Source organism: Stenotrophomonas sp. S41, assembly GCF_016624625.1.
In the GTDB taxonomy this organism is placed as follows: Bacteria; Pseudomonadota; Gammaproteobacteria; order Xanthomonadales; family Xanthomonadaceae; genus Stenotrophomonas.
Genome location: NZ_JACVTV010000088.1, coordinates 1 through 19,551, shown reverse-complemented (window position 1 = coordinate 19,551; position 19,551 = coordinate 1). Strand labels below are relative to the sequence as shown.

Below are 19,551 nucleotides of genomic sequence, written 5' to 3'. Positions count from 1 at the left end.
CCCCCCCCCCCCCCCCCCCCCCCCCCCCCCCCCCCCCCCCCCCCCCGGCCCAGCTCACAATGCCAGTCGACCAACAGTCGACTTTACCCAACCGCCAGCCACGAGGGGCTCCGCCGTTGGCCGAAAACCCCCTCAGTCGTCCGCGGACACCGTCCGCCCCGACGCCCACTCGCGCAATGCCGCCACCTGCTCGGCCATCAACACCGACAGCGGCCGCGTCGCGCGGATCTCGGTCATCAGCAGCTCGGTATCCAGCGGCCGCCCTTCGGCATGCGCCGAATACAGCCCCGCCACGATCGCCTGCTCGATCTCCGCGCCGGAGAACCCGTTCGCCGCCGCTGCCAGCGCCGGCAGCGCGAAATCATCCGCGTTGAGCTGGCGCCGGCCCAGGTGCAGCCGCAGCAGCTCCACCCGCACGTCCGGCGGCGGCAGGTCGACGAAGAAGATCTCGTCGAAGCGGCCCTTGCGCAGCAGTTCGGCCGGCAGCTCGTGCACCTGGTTGGCGGTGGCCACGATGAACACCGGCGCCTTGCGCTCGGCCATCCAGGTCAGCAGGTGGCCCAGCACGCGGCGCGATACGCCGCCATCATCGCCACCGCTGGCCAGGCCCTTCTCGATCTCGTCCATCCACAGCACGCAGGGCGCCAGCTGCTCGGCCGAGGCCAGGGCCTGGCGCAGGTTGGCTTCGGTCTCGCCGTGGTACTTGTTGTACAGCGCGCCCACGTCCAGGCGCAGCAGCGGCACGCCGAAGCCGGCGGCGGTGGCCTTGGCCAGCATCGACTTGCCGCAGCCCTGCACGCCCAGCAGCAGCATGCCGCGCGGCGGGTCCAGGCCGGCCGGGGCGGAGCCGGCGATGAAGGCGACCCGGCGCTGGTTGATCCAGCGCTTCAGCCGGTTGGCACCGGCCACGTCGCCGAAGCGCGCGCTGTCATGTTCGAAGAACAGGTGGCCGCTGCGGTTGAGCAGCTCGAACTTCAGCCGCGCCAGCTGCGGCAGGTCGTCGTCGCGCAGCGCGCCGTCGGCATAGATCAGCTGGCGGGCGATGCGCCGGGCATCGACCAGGCTCAGGCCCTGCAGGTTCTTCAGGATCTTCTTGACCGCTTCGCTGTCCACTTCCACCCGGCGGCCGCCATGCTCGCGGGCATAGGCGTCGGCCTCCTCGCGCAGCATCTTCAGCAGGGCGTTGGCATCGGGCAGGCGCGGGTTGAAGCGCACCGCCAGCGCTTCCAGTTCGGCCGGCAGCTCGACCTTGGCGCCGATCAGCACCAGCACGTGCGGCTGGCTGTGACGGCGCTGGATCAGGTCGCGCAGCGCACGCTGGTGGCTGGCGTAACCGAGGTAGGGGTGGAAATCGAGCAGCAGGTAGATGCCGCGCTGTTCGGCCTGGCGGATCATCTGCAGGGCGGCGCTGGCGTCGGGCGGGCCGATCGCATCGTCCTCGCGCTCCAGGTCGATGCGGCGCAGGCCCTCGGTGATCGACCAGCGGTGCAGGGCACGCCAGACATGCATCAGCGTCTGCCGGAACAGTTCGACGATGCGACCCTCGTCCTGGGTCTCGATGACGATCAGGGGGGTGTTGGCGCGGATCAATGCGCTCAGGTCCTGCAGTTCGCTCATGCCGGTTCGATCCTTCGGGAGCGCAACGATAGCAAAGCCGATGCGGATTGATTCAGGCCGTCTCTACCTAACGTCACCATCGCCGGTGTACGCTCGGGGCACGTACCCGGAAGCGAGGCTGGCATGAAGACGATCCTGGTGGCCGGTTCCAAGGGCGGGGTGGGCAAGACCACCGTCGCCACCCACCTGGCCGCATACGCGGCATTGCAGGGCAAGGCCACGGTGATCGCCGACGCCGACCCGCAGGGCTCCAGCACCCGCTGGGCACAGCGCCGGGCCGGGCTGGACAGCGCGGTCCTGCCCATCGACGTGTACCGCAGGAAGCAGTGGGCGCAGAAGCTGCCCGACGGGACCGATACCGTCATCATCGACGCACCGGCCGGCGCACTGGCCGACGATATCCCCCATTTCCTCGACGCCGCCGATGCCGTGGTGGTGCCGGTGCTGCCCTCGGCGCTGGACATCGAAGCCATCGTCGGCTTCCTCAACAGCTTGGCGCAGAACCCGCGCGTGCACAGCCGCAAGCTGCCGGTGGGCCTGGTCCTCAACCGCACCAAGCCGTGGACCCAGACCTCGCAACAGGCCCTGCAGATGCTGGGCGAATGGCCGTACCCGGTGGTCGCCCAGCTGCGCGACAGCCAGAGCTACGTGGTGATGACCGGCCTTGGCCGCAGCCTGTTCGATTACCGCTCGGCCCAGGTGCGTGAGCACCAGGCCGACTGGGAGCCGCTGCTGGCCTGGTTGAAGCTGTGACGCGTACGTCACCCTTTGTGCTGCACCCTCACTTTCATGGAACCTCGCGATGCGTGAACTGATCCTGCTGCGCCATGCCCATGCCGAACCGGCCACCCCCGGCCAGGCCGACCTCGATCGGCCGTTGTCGCCGGTGGGTCTTGCCGAAGCCGAGGCGGCCGGCAAGTGGATGAAGGAAAACAACCTGCTGCCGGACTGCGTGCTGTGCTCGCCGTCGCGGCGTACCCGCGAGACCCTGGAAGCAGTGCTGGCGGCCATCGGCTATGTCGAGAAGCGCCTGGAAGACCGCATCTACGAAGCCACCCCCGGTACCCTGGCCGCGCTGGTGGATGAGCGCCGGGACCTCGACCGGGTGCTGATCGTCGGCCACAACCCCGGCCTGGAGCGGCTGGTGGCACTGATGACCGAAGGCACCAGCAGCGACTACCGGGGCATGCCGCCGGCCGCCGTGGCCGTGCTCGGGTTCCCGCGCGAGGCGGCGATCGAGCCGGGCGTGGCCAGCCTGAACGCCTTCTGGTGGCCGTGAGTCGATGATCCTGGCACGGCCCGGCCGCTGCCTGCTGCCGGTGCTGCTGGTCTGCAGCCCGGCCTGGGCTGCCCCTCCATCCCCCACGCCGCTGCCGCCGGTGGCGGCGCTGGCGTCGGCCGAGTCGTCGCGTGTGCTGTACATGGACCTGCAGCGCTCGCGGATCGGCTTTGAGGTGCGCACCCGCTTCGGCCAGCGCATCGAAGGGCTGTTCCCGCACTTCGAGGGACGCGTCGAAGTACTGTCCGACGGCCGCCACCAGGTGCACCTGAAGATGTTCACCCGCTCGGTGGAGATCCCGGGCAAGGACCGCTACACCGGCTGGATGCGCGGGCCGGAGTTCTTCGATGCCGGGCGTTACCCGTCGGTCGAATTCGATTCGCTGCCCTACTGGCCGGACACCGTCGGCAACGGCGGCGACATCCAGGGCCGGCTCACCCTGCGCGGGGTCAGCCACCCGGAAACCCTGCGGGTGGAGAAGGCGGAATGTTCCCGACCCGGCTATGATTGCGATGTCGTCAGCCGCGGTACCGTGCAACGAGGCCGGTACGGCATGGACAGCTGGCAGCTTGCCTTGAGTGACCGAGTGACCTTCGTACTGCGAGCCCGCCTGAGCGAGGCGCCGAAACCGTGAATCTCCTGCTGCGTGTACTGGCGCTGGCAACCGTGTTGCTGGGCAGTGGCTGCGCGTCGCTGTCCAACGCCGAGCGCGACCGTGCCCAGGCCATCGCCGTGCAGGCCCGTTCGACCCAGGTCGACTGCCAGCGTGCCGATCGCTGCGCGCTGGATTCGCCGTTGCGATCCCTGGCCGGTCGCGCATTCAGCGAATCGACCGAAGCGCAGCCGCTGCACTACGCCACCCTGCTCGACGAAGGCGAGGATGCCCTGGTCGCCCGCCTGAACCTGCTGCGCAGTGCCACCCGCAGCATCGACCTGCAGACCTACATCTTCGACAAGGACGACAGCGCCCGGCTGGTCATCGACGAACTGCTGGCCGCCTCGCGCCGCGGGGTGAAGGTGCGGGTGCTGATCGACCAGCTCTCGGCGATCTCCGACCTGGAGATCCTGGGCGCCCTGTCCGGCGCCCACCAGAACTTCCAGCTGCGGGTCTACAACCCGACCTTCGGCAAGGCCCGGCTGAACTACTTCGACTATGCCGGCAGCGTGCTGTGCTGCTTCCGCCGCTTCAACCAGCGCATGCACAACAAGCTGCTGGTCATCGACGATGCGATCGGCGTGGTCGGTGGCCGCAACTACCAGGACGACTATTACGACTGGGACCGCGAGTACAACTTCCGCGACCGCGACGTGCTGATCGCCGGGCCGGAAGCGCGGGCGATGGCCGCCAACTTCGATGCGTTCTGGCGCGCGCCGCGCAGCGTGCCCGCCGAACGGCTGAACGATGTCGGCCGGACCCTGCTCAACGCCGGCGTGCCGGCCATGCCGCCGGCACAGTTCCGCCGCCCCGAGCGGGTGGAACGGGTCAGCGAGGAAGCCAACGACACCGACTTCATCACCCGCTCGTTCGTCGACACCGCGCTGCCGGTGCACTCGGTGCGCTACGTCGCCGACCTGCCGCGCAAGCACCGCCGCGAGCGCGCCAGTGCGCCGCTGGCTGGCCAGCACGTTACCGAGCCGCAGCTGGACGCCCTCATTTCCGGCGCGCAGAAGGAAGTGATCCTGCAGACGCCGTACCTGGTGCTGTCCAAGCCGGCGCAGAAGCTGTTCCGCGAGCTGCGCAAGCGCCCCGAACCGCCGCGCGTGGTGGTGTCCAGCAACAGCCTGGCGGCCACCGACAACCCGATCGTGTATGCGCTGTCCTACAAGTACAAGCGGCGCAACATGCGCGAACTGGGCTTCAACATCTTCGAATACAAGCCGTTCCCGCTGGATGCGCCGGTCGACTACCGCAACCTGCTGCCCGACCCGCTGGGCAGTGGCGGCAGCACCGTGGGCGACGCGGGCGTGCGCAATCCGCTGATCGGCGGCAGCGCAGCCGGCAGCAATGCCGGCGGTGGCAACGACGATGCACCGTCAACGCCGGCCACCGCGGACAGCGACGGGCAGGGCGCCCGCCCGGCCGTGGAGCATCCGCGCCTGGGCAGCGCCTACGAAAACAGCCGGGCGCGCCGCCGTGCCGCCGGCAGTGAAGTGGAAACCCGCCTGCTGCGTACCGAAACGCGGCCCTCGTTCCTGGGCAGCAAGGCGGTCAACAAGCCGCTGCCGGTCACCCGCAAGGGCGCGCGCATGGGCCTGCATGCGAAGTCGCTGGTGGTCGACCGCCGCATCGGCGTGGTCGGCACCCACAACTTCGATCCGCGCAGCGAGAACTACAACACCGAAGGTGCGGTCATCATCGACGACCCGGTGTTCGCCGAGCAGCTGGCGCAGAGCATCCTGCGCGACACCCACCCGCAGAATTCCTGGACGGTGGCGCCGCGCGCCAAGCCGCCGGTGCTGTCGGGGCTGAACTACAGCGTGGGCAAGGCGTCCGAAGCACTGCCCATCCTCGATTTCTGGCCGTGGCGCTACGCCACCGACTACGAGTTCCAGCCCGGCGTGGACTGCCCGCAGCCGCTGCCGCGGCAGAGCCCGGATTTCCATCGCTGCTACGTGCCCGTCGGTGACTTCCCCGAAGTGAACGTCGGCCCGAAATGGCTGCTGGTGCGCATGCTGACCGCATTCGGCGCCGGCCTCGTCCCCATTCTCTGAAGGTGCTTGCATGACCCAGGTGTTCCGCGAAGCTGTTTCCATCGACCAGCTCAATGCGCTCAGCCGTGGTACGGCCATCGATACCCTGGGCATCGCCTTCACCGCCGCCGGTGATGACTGGCTGCAGGCCACCATGCCGGTCGACGAACGCACCCGCCAGCCGTACGGCATCCTGCACGGCGGGGCCTCGGTGGTGCTGGCCGAAACCCTGGGCAGCAGCGCCGGCAACCTCTGCGTGGATACCGGCAAGCAGGTCTGCGTGGGCCTTGAGATCAACGCCAACCACGTGCGTGCCGTGCGCAGCGGCACCGTCACCGGCACTGCGCGTGCGGTGCACGTGGGCCGCAGCACGCAGCTGTGGGAAATCCGCATCGAAGACGAACAGGGCCGGCTGGTGTGCATCTCGCGGCTGACCCTGGCGGTGGTGGCTGCAGGCCACGGCTGAGGCCGATGTCCGGGCTGCCTGCTCCCGCCGCGCTGCCGCTGCGGATCATCGCCAGCGGAGCCTGCCTGCCGCGCCTGCGGGTGCCGTCGCAGCACTTCGACCAGCGCTGGAACAAGCCGGACGGCTGGGTCGAGCGGCACAGCGGCGTGGCCAGCCGCGCCCATGCTGCGCCCGACGAGCGGGCCTCGTGGATGGGCGCGCAGGCCGCACGCCAAGCCCTGCAGCAGGCTGGCCTGGCGATCACCGACATCGACTGCATCATCTCCGCCTGCGGGGTGATGGAGCAGGCCATTCCCTGCCAGGCCGTGCTGGTGCAGCGCGCCCTGGGCCTGGGTGACAGCGGCATACCGTCCTTCGACGTCAACGCCACCTGCCTGGGCTTCGTGGTGGCGCTGGAAATGGCCGGCAGCCTGCTGGCGCTGGGTCGCTACCGGCGCGTGCTCATCGTCTGCAGCGACATTCCCAGTGCCGGCCTCGACCCGGATGACCCGCTGACCGCACCGTTGTTCGGCGATGGTGCAGTGGCGATGCTGGTTGAACGTGCCGGCGACAGCCAGGCCTCGGCGCTGCTGGCCACCCGCCTGCGCACCTATGGCGACGGTGCCGAACTGTGCCAGGTGCCGACCTGCGGCACCGGCATGCGCCTGTTCGACGATGTGGATGCCTACCGTGCGGCCCATCATTTCCAGATGCAGGGCAAGGCGCTGTACCGCGAAGCCGCGCGGCGCCTGCCCGGCTTCCTGCAGGATCTGCTGGACAGTGCCGGCACCTCGCTGGCCGCGTGCGATGTGATCGTGCCGCACCAGGCCAGCGGCCAGGCCCTGGATCATCTGCAACGGGTACTGGGCCTGCCGCCGCAGCGGCTGGTGCGCATCCTGCGCGAGCACGGCAACCAGCTGGCGGCCTCGCTGCCGATGGCCCTGCACCAGGCCCTGATCGACGGCCGCCTGCCGCGCGGCGGCCAGGCCCTGCTGATCGGTACCGGCGCTGGCCTGGCGCTGGGCGGCGCGGTGCTGCGCTACTGATGGCCAGGGTCCTGGTCACCGGCGCCAGCGGCTTCATCGGCCAGCATGTCGCGCTGGCGTTGGCGGCGCAGGGCTGGCAGGTGCGCGGCAGCGGGCGCGATGCGCTGCGGCTGCAGGCGCTGGCCGCGCACGGTATCGAAGTGATTGCTGCCGATCTTGCCGAGGACGCCCTGGCGCCGCTGCTGCAGGGCTGCGATGCGGTGGTGCACTGCGCGGCGATGTCGCAGCCCTGGGGAACGGCAGCCGCATTCCAGCGGGCGAACGTGTTGGCCACCACGCGCCTGCTGCAGGCCGCGCAGGCGGCCGGCGTTGCCCGGCTGGTCCACCTGGGTTCGCCCAGCATCTATTTCCGCTTCGCCGACCAGTACGGTCTGGATGAACGCTTCCAGCCGCCACGGCGCTGGATCACCGACTACGCCCGCAGCAAATGGGAATCGGAGCTGGCCGTGGCCGCAGCCGCACGCCAGGGGCTGCACACCGTGGTGCTGCGCCCGCGTGCGGTGTTCGGGCCCGGTGACCGCGCGATCCTGCCCCGCCTGCTGGCGGTGGCGGCCAGCGGCCGTTTCCCGCTGATCCATGGCGGCCGCGCGCTCATCGATGTCACCCCCATCGACGATGCCGTGCAGGCGGTGAGCCTGGCGCTGCAGGCGGATGCGCGCTGCAGCGGGCGCGCCTACAACATCAGCGCGGGCACCCCGCTGCACGTGCATGCGCTGGTCACCGGCCTGTTCGAAGCGATGGACCTGCAGGTGCGCCTGCGGCCGGTGCCGCGAATGGTGGCGTTGGCCGCGGCCAGTGTGGCCGAAACCGTGGCCAACCTGCGCCCGGGCCGCCCCGAGCCGCGCCTGACCCGCTATGGCGTGGGCGTGCTGGGCTACTCGCAGACCTTGGACATCAGCGCCGCGCGGCGCGACCTCGGCTACGACCCGCGTACCGGCGTGCAGGCGGCGCTGCAGGCCTTCGCCACGCACTGGAAGCAGCACGCCTGGAAGCAGCACGGAGGCAGCGATGGCACGGCTTGAGTGGGAACTGATCGAGGCCGGTCATTGCGTGCACCCGCAACGTGCCGTGCGCCAGGGGGCCAGCTGGCATCGCTGCGAATTCCCGGCGCTGGTGGCGTTGCTGCGGCATCCGCAGCGCGGCCTCATCCTGTTCGACACCGGCTATTCGGACGCCTTCCTGCAGGCCACCGCGCGCTTCCCCGAGCGCCTGTACCGCTGGGTTACGCCGGTGCACCTGGGCCCGGGCCAGAGCGTGCGCGCGCAGCTGCAGCAGCGTGGCATCGGCGCGGCCGACATCGGCCTGGTGGTGCTCTCGCACCTGCACGGTGACCATGTGGGTGGCGTGCTCGATTTCCCTGACGTGCCGCTGCTGTGTTCCCGCGCCGCGTGGCAGGACCAGGCCGCGCGCGGGCGCCTGCGTGCGCTCAGCGTGGGCCTGCTGCCCGCGTTGACCCGCGATGCGGCGCCGCGCATGGGCTGGCTGGAGAGCCTGCCGGAGGTGGACCTGCCGCGTCCCTTCGATGCCTTCGGCCGTGGCCGCGACGTGCTGGGCGACCGCAGCCTGCTGGCGGTGCCGCTGCCCGGCCATGCGGTGGGCCAGCACGGGCTGCTGTTCGAAGGGGCCGATGGCCGCCCGGTGTTCCTGGTGGCCGACGCCGCCTGGTCCAGCGCCGCCATCACCGATGGCGTGCCGCCGCCGCGGCTGGTCACCGCACTGCTTGGCCACACCGGCACCTACCGGCAGACCCTGCAGCGGCTGCAGCAGACCCAGCGCCAGGTCAGCGACCTGCAGCTGGTACCGGCCCATTGCGGGCAATGGCGCCCCGCCGCGACCCCGTAGAGTCGAGCTTGCTCGACTGCTGCCGGGCCCGGGCAGTCGAGCAAGCTCGACTCTACGCCCCCAGCAGCCCCGCCAACAGGACACCGTGTTCCCGCCCATGGCCGCGGTCAATAGGACTTATGGCCAGAATCGGCTGGCAGCGGCTGCGGCCCTCCGGTATCGTGCGCGGATGACTTCCCCCACTCCGGCCCCCCGTGGCGGCGTGGCGCGTGTGTGCCGTTACCTGTACCGCGTACCGCTGCTGTTGGTCCACATCCTCGTGTTCCTGCCGTTGATCCTCATCGGCATCCTTCCGCCGTGGGGCGAACTGCGCGTGGGCGATGCCACCTTCGGCGCCAAGGTCGTCAACTGGTGGCAGGGTGGCCTGATGTGGATCTTCGGCTTCCGCCTGGTGCAGATCGGTTCGGCGCTGCCGGGCGCGGTGCTGTTCGTCGCCAACCACGTCAGCTGGGTGGACATCTCCATCCTGCACAGCCAGCGCATGATGGGCTTCGTCGCCAAGCGCGAGATCGCCAGCTGGCCGGTAGTGGGCTGGCTGGCCGCGCGCGGGCAGACCATCTTCCACCAGCGTGGCAACACCGAATCGCTCGGTGGGGTCATGCAGGTGATGGCCGACCGCCTGCGCGATGGCAAGGCGGTGGGCGTGTTCCCGGAAGGGCGTACCCGGGGCGGCCACGAAGTGGGCCCGTTCCATGCGCGCATCTTCCAGGCCGCGGTTGAAACCGGCGTGCCGGTGCAGCCGGTGGCCCTGGTCTACGGCGCCCATGGCGACGCGCAGACCATCGTGGCCTTCGGCCCGGGCGAGAGTTTCTTCGCCAATTTCCTGCGCCTGCTCGGTGAGCCGGCGCGACGTGCGGAAGTGCACTTCCTGGCACCGATCGGTGCACAGGACCTGGAAGGCCGTCGACGCATCGCGGAAACCTCGCGCGCGCGTATCGTGGCGGCGATGAGCGGGCAGTGAGCGTGCGGTGGCACTGATCCCGCCACCCCTGCTGGATGCCGGTACGCCGACGCTGCATGCGGCTGACTACCAGCCGCCGCGCTGGCTGCGCAATCCGCACCTGCAATCCATGCTCAGCTCCAGCCGCATGCGCCTGCAGCGTGGCCTGCTGCTGCTGGCCGCCACCGGTGCGGTCAGCGAAGAACTGATCCTCGACGGTGGCGACGGCGTGCGCCTGCAGGGTTGGCACAGCTACATCGAAGGCCGCGAGCCGAAGGGCATGGCCCTGCTGCTGCATGGCTGGGAAGGCAGCGCCGAATCCAGCTACATGCGCATGGCGGCCGCGCGCATGATCGACCAGGGCTTCGACGTGGTGCGGCTGAACTTCCGCGACCACGGCAATACCCATCACCTCAATCCCGGCATCTTCCACTCCAACCGCATCGACGAAGTGGTGCAGGCGGCCGGTGACATCGCGCGACGCTGGCCGGACCTGCCGCTGGTGGCCGCCGGTTACTCGCTGGGTGGCAACTTCGTGCTGCGCCTGGCCCTGCGTGCGCCTGCGGCCGGCGTGCCGCTGCAACGGGTGGCCTCGGTGTGCCCGGTGCTGGATCCGGCGCTGACCATGGACAGCATCCAGAGCGGCCCGGCGATGTACGACTGGTACTTCCGCCGCAAGTGGGCCGGCTCGCTGCGCCGCAAGCGCGACCTGTTCCCGGAACTGAGCGACTGCGACGACCGCGTGCTGAAGCTGGACATCCGCGCGCTGACCACCTGGCTGGTCGAGCGCCATACCGATTTCGGCACGCTGCAGGCCTACTTCGATGGTTACTCGATCGCCGGTGACCGCCTGTCCACCCTGCAGCTGCCGGCCGACATCCTGATGGCCCAGGATGATCCGGTCATTCCCTACGCCACCTTCCGCGACTGGCAGCTGCCGCAGCACGCGCGGCTGGAAACCGCCTGCTGGGGCGGCCACTGCGGGTTCCTGGAAAACTGGCGCGGCGACGGCTTCTCCGAACGCTGGGTGGCCCAGCGCCTGCAGCGGGTGCTGGCGGGCTGAACCGGCACCGGCGCGCAGCCCGCTACAATGCGGGTTTGCCATTGAACCGGACTGCCATGCAAGACCAGATTCTCCAGGCCCTGCGCCAGAACGACACCGCACAGGCCGTGCAGCTGGCACAGGCGTGGGTGCACGATGAACCCGGCCAGGCCCAGGCCCACCGCTGGCTGGCGCTTGCGCTGCAGCAGCAGGGCCAGCCCGAGGCCGCGCAGGAACCCCTGCAGCAGGCGCTGCTGCTGGCCCCGGACGATGCACAGCTGCACCTGCAGCAGGCCGGCCTGCTGCTGGCCCTGCACCAGTTCGAGGGCGCCGACGAAGCGCTGCTGCGCACCACCGACCTCAACCCCAACGCCTTCGAGGCGTACCTGATGCAAGCCCATCTGGCGATCGGCCGCAAGGACATCGACACCGCCGCACGGCAGGCCACGCTGGCCGCCAAGCTGCAGCCGGAGCATCCGGAAGTGCTGGCGCTGCAGGGCATGGTGGCCCTGTACCGCGATGACGCCGACCGCGCGCTGCAGCTGCTGTCCGAAGCCGCCCGGCAGATGCCCAACGATCCGCGCGTGCTGTACGCCTTGGGGTCGGCCTACCAGGCCAAGGACATGCTGGCCTTTGCCGAGCAGGCCTTCCGCCGCGTGCTCGACATCAACCCGAAGATGACCAGCCTGCATGGTCTGGTGGTGCAGCTGGCGCTGCGCCAGGGCAACGTCGAGGCCGCCCACCAGCAGCTGCAGCAGGCGCTGCAGGTGCCGGGCCTGGATACGCCGGCGCTGCAGCGCCTCGGTGCCGAGATCGCCCTGCAGGCCGACCAGCCGATGCAGGCGCTGGAGCAGCTGCGGCCGATGCTGAAGGCCAACCCGGGCGACCGCCGCGTGGTCGAGCTGCTGCTGGCCTGCTGGCAGCGCCTGGGCCGCGAGGAAGAAGCCCGCGCCGACCTGGACGACGTGCTGGCCGAGCAGCCGCAGCTGCCGCACCTGTGGCTGGCACGCCTGGCGCCGGAAGTCTTCGGCAGCCCGGGCGCGATTGCCGTGGCTGATCGCTGGATCGAGGCCATGCCCGAATTCGTCCCCGCCCTGGAAGCGCGCCTGCGCCTGCATGAAGCGGCCGGCGAAGCCGACGCCGTGGAAGCCCTGGCGGCCCGCATCGTCGCGTTGGAACCGGGCCGCATCAGTGGCGAAACCCGCCTGGTCGGCGCGCTGCTGGCGCGTGACCCGGCCGCCGCCGTTGCCCACGTACAGGGCCTGGTCGACGCGGTGCCCGAGTCCCGTCGCCGCGAGCTGCGCACCTGGCTGGGCGAGGTGCAGGACCAGGCTGGCCAGCCGCGCGAAGCGCTGCGCACCTGGCTGGAGCTGCATGCCGAGCAGAACGCCGAGCGCCTGCCGTTGCCGCCGCAGGCCAAGGCACCGCCGAGCTGGCCCGACCTGGGCGAGGTCGATGCCGAAAGCGCTGCCTCCGCACCGATCTTCCTGTGGGGCGCACCGGGTTCGGGCGTTGAACGCGTGGCGGTCACCTTCGCCGGCGCAAGCCCGGTGATGCGCAGCGACCGTTTCGCGCCGACCCCGCCGGATGACGCGTTCCAGAACTACTTCACCCTGCAGAAGCTCGCTTCCGGTGACCTCAGCCCCGAAGGCCTGGTGAGCGGCTGGCGTGACACGCTGCGCCAGCGCGGCGTGCAGAACGACACCGTCATCGACTGGCTGCTGTGGTGGGACAACGCCCTGCTGTGGTCGCTGCGTCCGCACCTGCCGCAGGGCCGCCTGCTGGTGGTGCTGCGCGACCCGCGTGACATGCTGCTGGACTGGATCGCCTACGGCGCGCCGGCACCGTTCGCGGTCAACAACGTGGCCGAAGTGGCCGAGTGGCTGGCGCGTTCGATGGCCCAGGTGGCGACGCTGCACGAGCAGGACCTGTACCCGCACATGCTGATGCGCATGGACGACGTGGGCGATGACCCGCGCGTGGTCGCCGGCATGCTGCAGGAGCTGTTCAACACCTCGATCCCGCCGGCCGAGCGCATCGGCCCGCCGCGCTTCCCGGCCGGCCACTGGCGCCGCTATACCGACGTGATGAGTGCAGCGTTCGATCTGTTGACCCCGGTCGCGGTGCGACTGGGCTATCCCGAAGCGTAAGGAGCTCCCCATGCAGCTGAGCAGCAACAGCATCACCGCCGGCGCGCCGATCGACCGCGAATTCGCGGCCGGTGATGCCGCTGGTTTCGCCCCGAACCGCAACCCGCACCTGGCGTGGAGCGGCGTGCCCGATGGCACCCGCGCGTTCCTGCTGGTGTGCGTGGATCCGGACGTGCCGACCGTGCCCGACACGGTCGGCCGCAGCGACATGACCGTGCCGCGCGACCAGCCGCGTTGCGATTTCGTGCACTGGGTGATGGCCGATATTCCGGCGTCGGTGCATGAGATTGCCGCCGGCAGCTGCAGCGATGGCTTCGTTGCTAAGGGCAAGCCGGCACCGGCCGGTCCGGCGGGCAGCCGCCAGGGCGTGAACGACTTCACCGGCTGGTTCGCCGGCAACCCGGACATGGCCGGCGATTACCTGGGCTACGACGGCCCGTACCCGCCGTTCAATGACGAGCGCGTGCACCGCTACTTCTTCCGCGTGTTCGCGCTGGACGTGGCGACGCTGGACCTGCCGCAGCGTTTCACCGCCGCCGATGCCTACCGCGCCATGCACGGCCACGTGCTGGCCGAAGCCACGCTGCACGGCACCTACACGCTGAACCCCGCGCTGTAACGGCAACCCGGCAACACCGGCCGCTGGCCGGCGTTGCATTACTGCTTTCTGTAGAGCCGAGCCCATGCTCGGCTGCTTTCCACACAGTCGAGCATGGCTCGACTCTGCAAAAGGAAGCCGACTAGCAGTCGGCTCTACCAAAGCAGCCAAGCAATTATCGGTATTCAGGGCTTGCACCCTCCGGGTAGAGCCGGCCGCTGGCCGGCTGCATCGTGGGGTCGCCGCTGAAACGAAGAAGGGCGGCCCTGTGGCCGCCCTCCAGAAGCAAGCCGACGAGCAGTCGGCTCTACCACAGGTTGGTCGGCCTTACCGCTCGGTCGCCGACTCGACCACCATGTCCAGCACATAGGCCAGCGATGAACCGTCGGCCGGCGGGTTGGCAATCTTGAAGCGCTTCACCCGCACCACGTTGCGCACGCCGTCTTCGTGGGTGTAGCCCTCGATGCTGCCGTAGAAGTTCTCGAACTTGCCGGGCTCGCCCTGCTTCAGGCCCTTGTCGTCGAACTTCACCTCACGCACCTGCAGGCACTGGTAATCCGGAATCAGCGGGTGCGAGCACTTCTGGGTCTTCGCGGCCACTTCCAGGAACACGGTTTCGCCCGGGCCGCCGTAGCGGGTCTCGGCGGTCGGTTCCGGTGCGAATACCAGCACGTCGCCCTTGCCGGTGGTCAGGGTCAGCGCGCCATCGGCACCCTGCGCGGCCTTCAGCTCGCCCTGCAGGCGGCTGGACACCGCTTCGTCCAGCGCCATCAGCGCCTTGTCGGTGCAGGCCATCATGGTCGACACCATCGCGCCCACCTTCAGCGTGCCGTTGTCGAGCGTGTAGCCACCGCCGAGGCGGTTGCAGGTGTTGCTCACCGACAGGCGGCCATCGGCGAAGTCCAGGGTGACCGGCTTGTCATCGCGGGCGAACAGCGCATCGATGCGCGTGCCATCGGCCGCGGTGGCCTGCTTCAGCAACCAGTGCTGGCTCTGCAGGCGCTGCGCATCCAGGTGCGCCAGCGTCTGCTGGTCGGCTGCCTTGGTGGCGGCCGGGGCCACGTCGTCGCCGCCGGTGCCGGCCGGGGCCGGGGTCTGGCTGCAGGCGGCCAGCAGGGCCAGCGGGAGGAGCAGGGTGAGCGTGCGGTTCATGGTGGTGAGTCTCCTTGAGGAACCTGGAAAAACGGGTCGGGACCGGGAATGGGGTTGCCCGGTCCCGGCGTTGTTCAGCTACCGGCAGGCAACCACAGCAGCAATGCAGCGCCCAGGGCGATGCGGTAGACGGCAAACGCGGTGAACGTGTGCGACTTGATGTAGCCCATCAGCCACTTCACTACGACGAAGCCGGTGATGGCAGCGGCAACGAAGGCCACGCCGACGTCGGTCCAGTTCTCGCTGGCCAGGTTTCCTTCCTTGGCCAGTTCCAGGAAGGTGTAGGCGCTGGCGGCGAACATGGTGGGAATGCCCAGCAGGAACACGAACTCGGCGGCGGCCGCGCGGCGGCTCAGGCCCAGCAGCATGGCCAGGAAGATCGCCGAGGCCGAACGCGAGGTGCCGGGGAACACGCCGGCCACCACCTGCGCCAGGCCCACGCCGATCGCCACCGTCCAGGTCACCTGGTCACGGTCGGGCAGGCGCGCGGTATAGGCCTCCACCAGCAGCATCCAGACGCCGCCGATGATCAGCGCCCAGGCCACCGGGCCCACGGTTTCCGGCAGCGACCAGCCGGCCTTGCGCACCACCAGGCCGACCACGGCAGTCACCAGGAAGGCCGCGCCCAGCTTGAACACGTACTCGCGGTTCTCGCGCTGGCCGAAGCCGGTGGCCAGCTGCAGCAGGCGCTGGCGGAACACCAGCACCACGGCCAGGATCGCGCCGGCCTGGATGATGATGTTGAAGAAGTCCGAACGCGCGCCCAGCCAGTGCTGGGCAATCAGCAGGTGGCCGGTGCTGGAGATCGGCAGGAATTCGGTGAGGCCTTCGAGGATGCCCAGCAACAGGGCGGAGAGCAGATCGGACATGGGTGGAATGGGCGCCGGCAGCGGAAGGAAGAAGGTCGAGAGGATAGACGATCCCTGCCGCACCAAACGGGTGCGGAAGGGGATGCATGCACCCCTTTGGTGCGCACCGCTGTGCACCGCGCCGGGGCGCTCTGTTTGAAATCAACGACTTGCGTTCTCGAAAAAGTTGGCACGGTCATTGCTCTACCTCAAGCAGGCATTCATCCCCATCCGAGGTCGTACCGATGTCCGTGGAAAACGTTGAGAAGCTGATCAAGGACAACCAGATCGAGTTCGTCGATCTGCGTTTCGTGGATATGCGTGGCGTCGAGCAGCACGTCACCTTCCCGGTCAGCATCATCGAACCGTCGCTGTTCGAAGAAGGCAAGATGTTCGACGGCAGCTCCATCGCCGGCTGGAAGGGCATCAACGAGTCGGACATGGTCCTGCTGCCGGACCCGGCCAGCGCCTATGTCGATCCGTTCTACGCCGATCCGACCATCGTCATCAGCTGCGACATCCTCGACCCGGCCACCATGCAGCCGTACGGCCGTTGCCCGCGCGGCATCGCCAAGCGCGCCGAGGCCTACCTGAAGTCCTCCGGCATCGCCGAAACCGCGTTCTTCGGCCCGGAGCCGGAATTCTTCATCTTCGATTCGGTCCGTTTCGCCAATGAAATGGGCAACACCTTCTTCAAGGTCGATTCGGAAGAAGCCGCCTGGAACAGCGGTGCCAAGTACGACGGCGCCAACAGCGGCTACCGTCCGGGCGTGAAGGGGGGTTACTTCCCCGTTCCGCCGACCGACACCCTGCACGACCTGCGCGCTGAAATGTGCAAGACGCTGGAACAGGTCGGCATCGAAGTGGAAGTGCAGCACCACGAAGTGGCCACCGCCGGCCAGTGCGAGATCGGCACCAAGTTCAGCACCCTGGTGCAGAAGGCCGACGAACTGCTGCGCATGAAGTACGTCATCAAGAACGTGGCGCACCGCAACGGCAAGACCGTCACCTTCATGCCCAAGCCGATCGTCGGCGACAACGGCAGCGGCATGCACGTGCACCAGTCGCTGTCCAAGGGCGGCACCAACCTGTTCTCCGGTGACGGCTACGGCGGCCTGAGCCAGCTGGCGCTGTGGTACATCGGCGGCATCTTCAAGCACGCCAAGGCCATCAACGCCTTCGCCAACTCGGGCACCAACAGCTACAAGCGCCTGGTGCCGGGCTTCGAAGCCCCGGTGATGCTGGCCTACTCGGCCCGCAACCGTTCGGCCTCGTGCCGCATTCCGTGGGTGTCCAACCCGAAGGCGCGCCGCATCGAAATGCGCTTCCCCGATCCGATCCAGTCGGGCTACCTGACCTTCACCGCGCTGATGATGGCCGGCCTGGACGGCATCAAGAACCAGATCGACCCGGGCGCACCGAGCGACAAGGATCTGTACGACCTGCCGCCGGAAGAAGAGAAGCTGATCCCGCAGGTCTGCTCCTCGCTGGACCAGGCCCTGGAAGCGCTGGACAAGGACCGCGAGTTCCTCAAGGCCGGCGGTGTGATGAGCGATGACTTCATCGACGGCTACATCGCCCTGAAGATGCAGGAAGTGACCAAGTTCCGCGCGGCGACCCACCCGCTGGAATACCAGCTGTACTACGCCAACTGACCGGCCGGCGATGGCGGTGGGACCTCCCTCCCACCCGCCGCCATCGCCTCCGTTCTTCGCGGCTGGGGAGCCGCATGGCGGGCCCAGGCCCGTCGTGGTAGAGCGGACCGTTGGTCCGCTGCATTGGAAACGCGGGCCATTGGCCCGCTGACCCAGGGGCAAGAGAGAGACCGGATACGCGAATGGGCCGCCCTCCCTCCCGCGTCGGTCGTGCAAGGAGAGAGGCACGGCCGTCCCGGCCCATTACGTGTCCGGTGCAACAGCCACGGCCATCATCACGATGGCCCGTGGTTGCCTGATGCCATCGCGCGCTGGCGCGGTGGCCCCATCCACCATCGGGACATGCGCATGAAACTGATCTCCGCCATCATCCGACCGTTCAAGCTCGACGAGGTCCGCGAGGCCCTCTCCGACGCTGGCGTGTCGGGCATCACCGTGACCGAAGTGAAAGGTTTCGGTCGCCAGAAGGGCCACACCGAGCTGTATCGCGGCGCCGAGTACGTCGTCGATTTCCTGCCCAAGATCAAGATCGAAACCGTGGTCACCGACGAGCGTGCCGACGCGGTGATCGAAGCGATCCAATCGTCCGCAGGCACCGGCAAGATCGGCGACGGCAAGATCTTCGTCACTGCCGTCGAGCAGGTCATCCGTATCCGCACCGGCGAAATCGGTGCCGACGCGCTGTAACCCCTTCCGGAGACTCCCCCAAATGAAGATGCGCCTTCTCACCGGGTGGCAAGCCCGGTTCCATCTCGTGTGCCTGTTGATGCTGCTCAGCGCGCTCGCTGCCGGTGCCTGGCCGGGCACCGCGAACGCCCAGGCCCAGGTCTCGCCGCTGCCCAGCGAAACCGTCGCGGTCGAGCCGCTGCAGGCTCCGGTGGCTGCGGCACCGGTCGCCGCTGAAGCCGCCGCGCCGGCCTTCGACCACGGCGACGTCGCCTGGATGCTCACCTCCACCCTGCTGGTGCTGCTGATGGTGGTGCCGGGCCTGGCCCTGTTCTACGGCGGCCTGGTGCGTTCAAAGAACGTGCTGTCGGTGCTCAGCCAGATCCTGGTGGTGTTCTCGCTGGTGCTGCTGCTGTGGGTGTCCTACGGCTACAGCGCGGTGTTCAGTGCGGGCAACCCGTTCTTCGGCTCATTCACCGAGTTCGCGTTCCTGAAGGGCTTCACCCCTGATTCGGTCGGCAACACGCCCATCAAGGGCCTGCCGGATTATCTGTTCGTCGCCTTCCAGTCGACCTTCGCCGGCATCACCACCGCACTGATCGTCGGCGCCTTCGCCGAACGCATCAAGTTCCGCGCGGTGCTGCTGTTCTCGGCGCTGTGGTTCACCCTCAGCTACATCCCGATGGCACACATCGTCTGGGGTGGCGGTTACCTGGGCGAAATGGGCGCGATCGATTTTGCCGGTGGCACCGTGGTGCACATCAACGCGGGCGTGGCCGGCCTGGTCGGCGCGTGGTTCCTCGGCAAGCGCCTGGGCTATGGCCAGACCGCGCTGAAGCCGCACAACGTGCCGTTCACCTACATCGGCGCGATGCTGCTGTGGGTGGGCTGGTTCGGCTTCAACGCCGGCTCGGCCGCTGCCGCCGACACCGTCGCTTCGCTGGCCTTCCTCAACACCGTGCTGGCCACGGCTGCGGCGGTGCTGGGCTGGACGCTCACCGAAGCGATCACCAAGGGCAAGCCGTCGGCACTGGGTGCCGCCTCGGGTGCGGTGGCCGGCCTGGTCGGCATCACTCCGGCCTGCGGCACCGTGGGCCCGCTGGGCGCCATCGTCATCGGCTTCGTCGCCGGCGTGGTCTGCGTGTGGGGCGTCACCGGCCTGAAGCGCCTGCTGAAGGTGGACGACACCGCCGACGTGTTCGGTGTGCACGGCGTCGGCGGCATCGTCGGTGCCATCCTCACCGGTGTGTTCAGCGCGCAGTCGCTGGGCGGCACCAAGGCCGATCTGGATATCGGCCACCAGGTGTGGGTGCAGGTGGTCAGCGTCGGCCTCACCGTGGTCTGGTCGGCGGTGGTCACCGCGGCCATCCTGCTGCTGGTGAAGGTGGTGGTCGGCCTGCGCGTGACCGAAGAGGCCGAACGTACCGGCCTGGATGTCACCTCGCACGGCGAATCGGCCTACGAGGCCTGAGGTAACGGCGGGCAGCCTTCTGCCCTGGTGGGTGCCATGAGCCCTGGTGGGTGGCCCCCCGTGGGGGGGCCCCCCCCCCCCGGCCCGCCCCCCCCCCCCCCCGCCACAA

General features: G+C 69.0%; 18 protein-coding genes. 15 read left to right on the top strand and 3 right to left on the bottom strand.

Annotated features, from left to right (window positions below):
- Positions 1 to 132 precede the first annotated feature (132 nt).
- Positions 133 to 1,617 (bottom strand): AAA family ATPase, encoded by a 1,485-nt coding sequence (locus IAE56_RS16110; protein ID WP_108767256.1) that lies wholly within the window; start codon positions 1,615 to 1,617, stop codon positions 133 to 135.
- Positions 1,618 to 1,740: 123 nt separating this feature from the next.
- Between IAE56_RS16110 and IAE56_RS16105 the strand changes: the two genes are divergently transcribed.
- The 12 genes from IAE56_RS16105 (at position 1,741) to IAE56_RS16050 (ending at position 13,671) form a co-directional block, all read left to right on the top strand.
- Entirely contained in the window at positions 1,741 to 2,370 is a 630-nt protein-coding gene (locus IAE56_RS16105; protein ID WP_108767257.1) for a ParA family protein, read from the top strand.
- 49 nt (positions 2,371 to 2,419) lie between these two features.
- A complete protein-coding gene (locus IAE56_RS16100) occupies positions 2,420 to 2,896 on the top strand; it encodes a histidine phosphatase family protein (RefSeq protein ID WP_108767258.1) in 477 nt (158 codons plus the stop codon).
- A 4-nt stretch (positions 2,897 to 2,900) separates the two neighbouring features.
- Positions 2,901 to 3,530, top strand: coding sequence for a YceI family protein (locus tag IAE56_RS16095; RefSeq protein WP_200753212.1), 630 nt, complete (start codon positions 2,901 to 2,903; stop codon positions 3,528 to 3,530).
- The gene (locus tag IAE56_RS16090) at positions 3,527 to 5,608 is read left to right on the top strand and encodes a phospholipase D family protein (protein WP_200753211.1); all 2,082 of its coding nucleotides are present in this window, start codon (positions 3,527 to 3,529) and stop codon (positions 5,606 to 5,608) included. The genes IAE56_RS16095 and IAE56_RS16090 overlap by 4 nt, the downstream gene beginning before the upstream one ends.
- 10 nt (positions 5,609 to 5,618) lie before the next feature.
- Positions 5,619 to 6,053, top strand: a complete 435-nt coding sequence (locus tag IAE56_RS16085) for a hotdog fold thioesterase (protein WP_108767261.1) — start codon at positions 5,619 to 5,621, stop codon at positions 6,051 to 6,053.
- Between the two features lie 5 nt (positions 6,054 to 6,058).
- Entirely contained in the window at positions 6,059 to 7,078 is a 1,020-nt protein-coding gene (locus tag IAE56_RS16080; protein ID WP_200753210.1) for a 3-oxoacyl-[acyl-carrier-protein] synthase III C-terminal domain-containing protein, read from the top strand.
- On the top strand, positions 7,078 to 8,100 hold the full coding sequence (locus tag IAE56_RS16075; RefSeq protein ID WP_200753209.1) for an NAD(P)-dependent oxidoreductase: 1,023 nt from the start codon (positions 7,078 to 7,080) through the stop codon (positions 8,098 to 8,100). Before IAE56_RS16080 ends, IAE56_RS16075 begins: the two co-directional genes overlap by 1 nt.
- Positions 8,087 to 8,920 (top strand): MBL fold metallo-hydrolase, encoded by an 834-nt coding sequence (locus IAE56_RS16070; RefSeq protein WP_200753208.1) that lies wholly within the window; start codon positions 8,087 to 8,089, stop codon positions 8,918 to 8,920. Before IAE56_RS16075 ends, IAE56_RS16070 begins: the two co-directional genes overlap by 14 nt.
- A gap of 169 nt (positions 8,921 to 9,089) precedes the next feature.
- A complete protein-coding gene (locus tag IAE56_RS16065) occupies positions 9,090 to 9,881 on the top strand; it encodes a lysophospholipid acyltransferase family protein (protein ID WP_200753207.1) in 792 nt (263 codons plus the stop codon).
- 52 nt (positions 9,882 to 9,933) lie between these two features.
- Entirely contained in the window at positions 9,934 to 10,923 is a 990-nt protein-coding gene (locus IAE56_RS16060) for an alpha/beta fold hydrolase (RefSeq protein WP_200753213.1), read from the top strand.
- A gap of 56 nt (positions 10,924 to 10,979) precedes the next feature.
- Entirely contained in the window at positions 10,980 to 13,052 is a 2,073-nt protein-coding gene (locus IAE56_RS16055) for a tetratricopeptide repeat protein (protein WP_200753206.1), read from the top strand.
- Between the two features lie 10 nt (positions 13,053 to 13,062).
- Complete coding sequence (locus tag IAE56_RS16050; protein WP_108767268.1) at positions 13,063 to 13,671, top strand: YbhB/YbcL family Raf kinase inhibitor-like protein; 609 nt, start codon at positions 13,063 to 13,065, stop codon at positions 13,669 to 13,671.
- A gap of 306 nt (positions 13,672 to 13,977) precedes the next feature.
- On the opposite strand, the gene IAE56_RS16045 is transcribed toward IAE56_RS16050, so the two are convergent.
- Together IAE56_RS16045 and IAE56_RS16040 are read right to left on the bottom strand one after the other, a co-directional pair.
- Positions 13,978 to 14,802, bottom strand: a complete 825-nt coding sequence (locus IAE56_RS16045; protein ID WP_200753205.1) for an META and DUF4377 domain-containing protein — start codon at positions 14,800 to 14,802, stop codon at positions 13,978 to 13,980.
- 74 nt (positions 14,803 to 14,876) lie between these two features.
- On the bottom strand, positions 14,877 to 15,671 hold the full coding sequence (locus IAE56_RS16040; protein ID WP_108767270.1) for an undecaprenyl-diphosphate phosphatase: 795 nt from the start codon (positions 15,669 to 15,671) through the stop codon (positions 14,877 to 14,879).
- A gap of 224 nt (positions 15,672 to 15,895) precedes the next feature.
- Between IAE56_RS16040 and glnA the strand changes: the two genes are divergently transcribed.
- The 3 genes from glnA (at position 15,896) to amt (ending at position 19,442) form a co-directional block, all read left to right on the top strand.
- Positions 15,896 to 17,305, top strand: a complete 1,410-nt coding sequence (glnA, locus tag IAE56_RS16035; RefSeq protein ID WP_108767271.1) for a type I glutamate--ammonia ligase — start codon at positions 15,896 to 15,898, stop codon at positions 17,303 to 17,305.
- Positions 17,306 to 17,653: 348 nt separating this feature from the next.
- Entirely contained in the window at positions 17,654 to 17,992 is a 339-nt protein-coding gene (locus IAE56_RS16030; protein ID WP_004134334.1) for a P-II family nitrogen regulator, read from the top strand.
- Between the two features lie 22 nt (positions 17,993 to 18,014).
- The gene (amt, locus tag IAE56_RS16025; protein ID WP_200753204.1) at positions 18,015 to 19,442 is read left to right on the top strand and encodes an ammonium transporter; all 1,428 of its coding nucleotides are present in this window, start codon (positions 18,015 to 18,017) and stop codon (positions 19,440 to 19,442) included.
- The last annotated feature ends 109 nt before the right edge of the window (positions 19,443 to 19,551 follow it).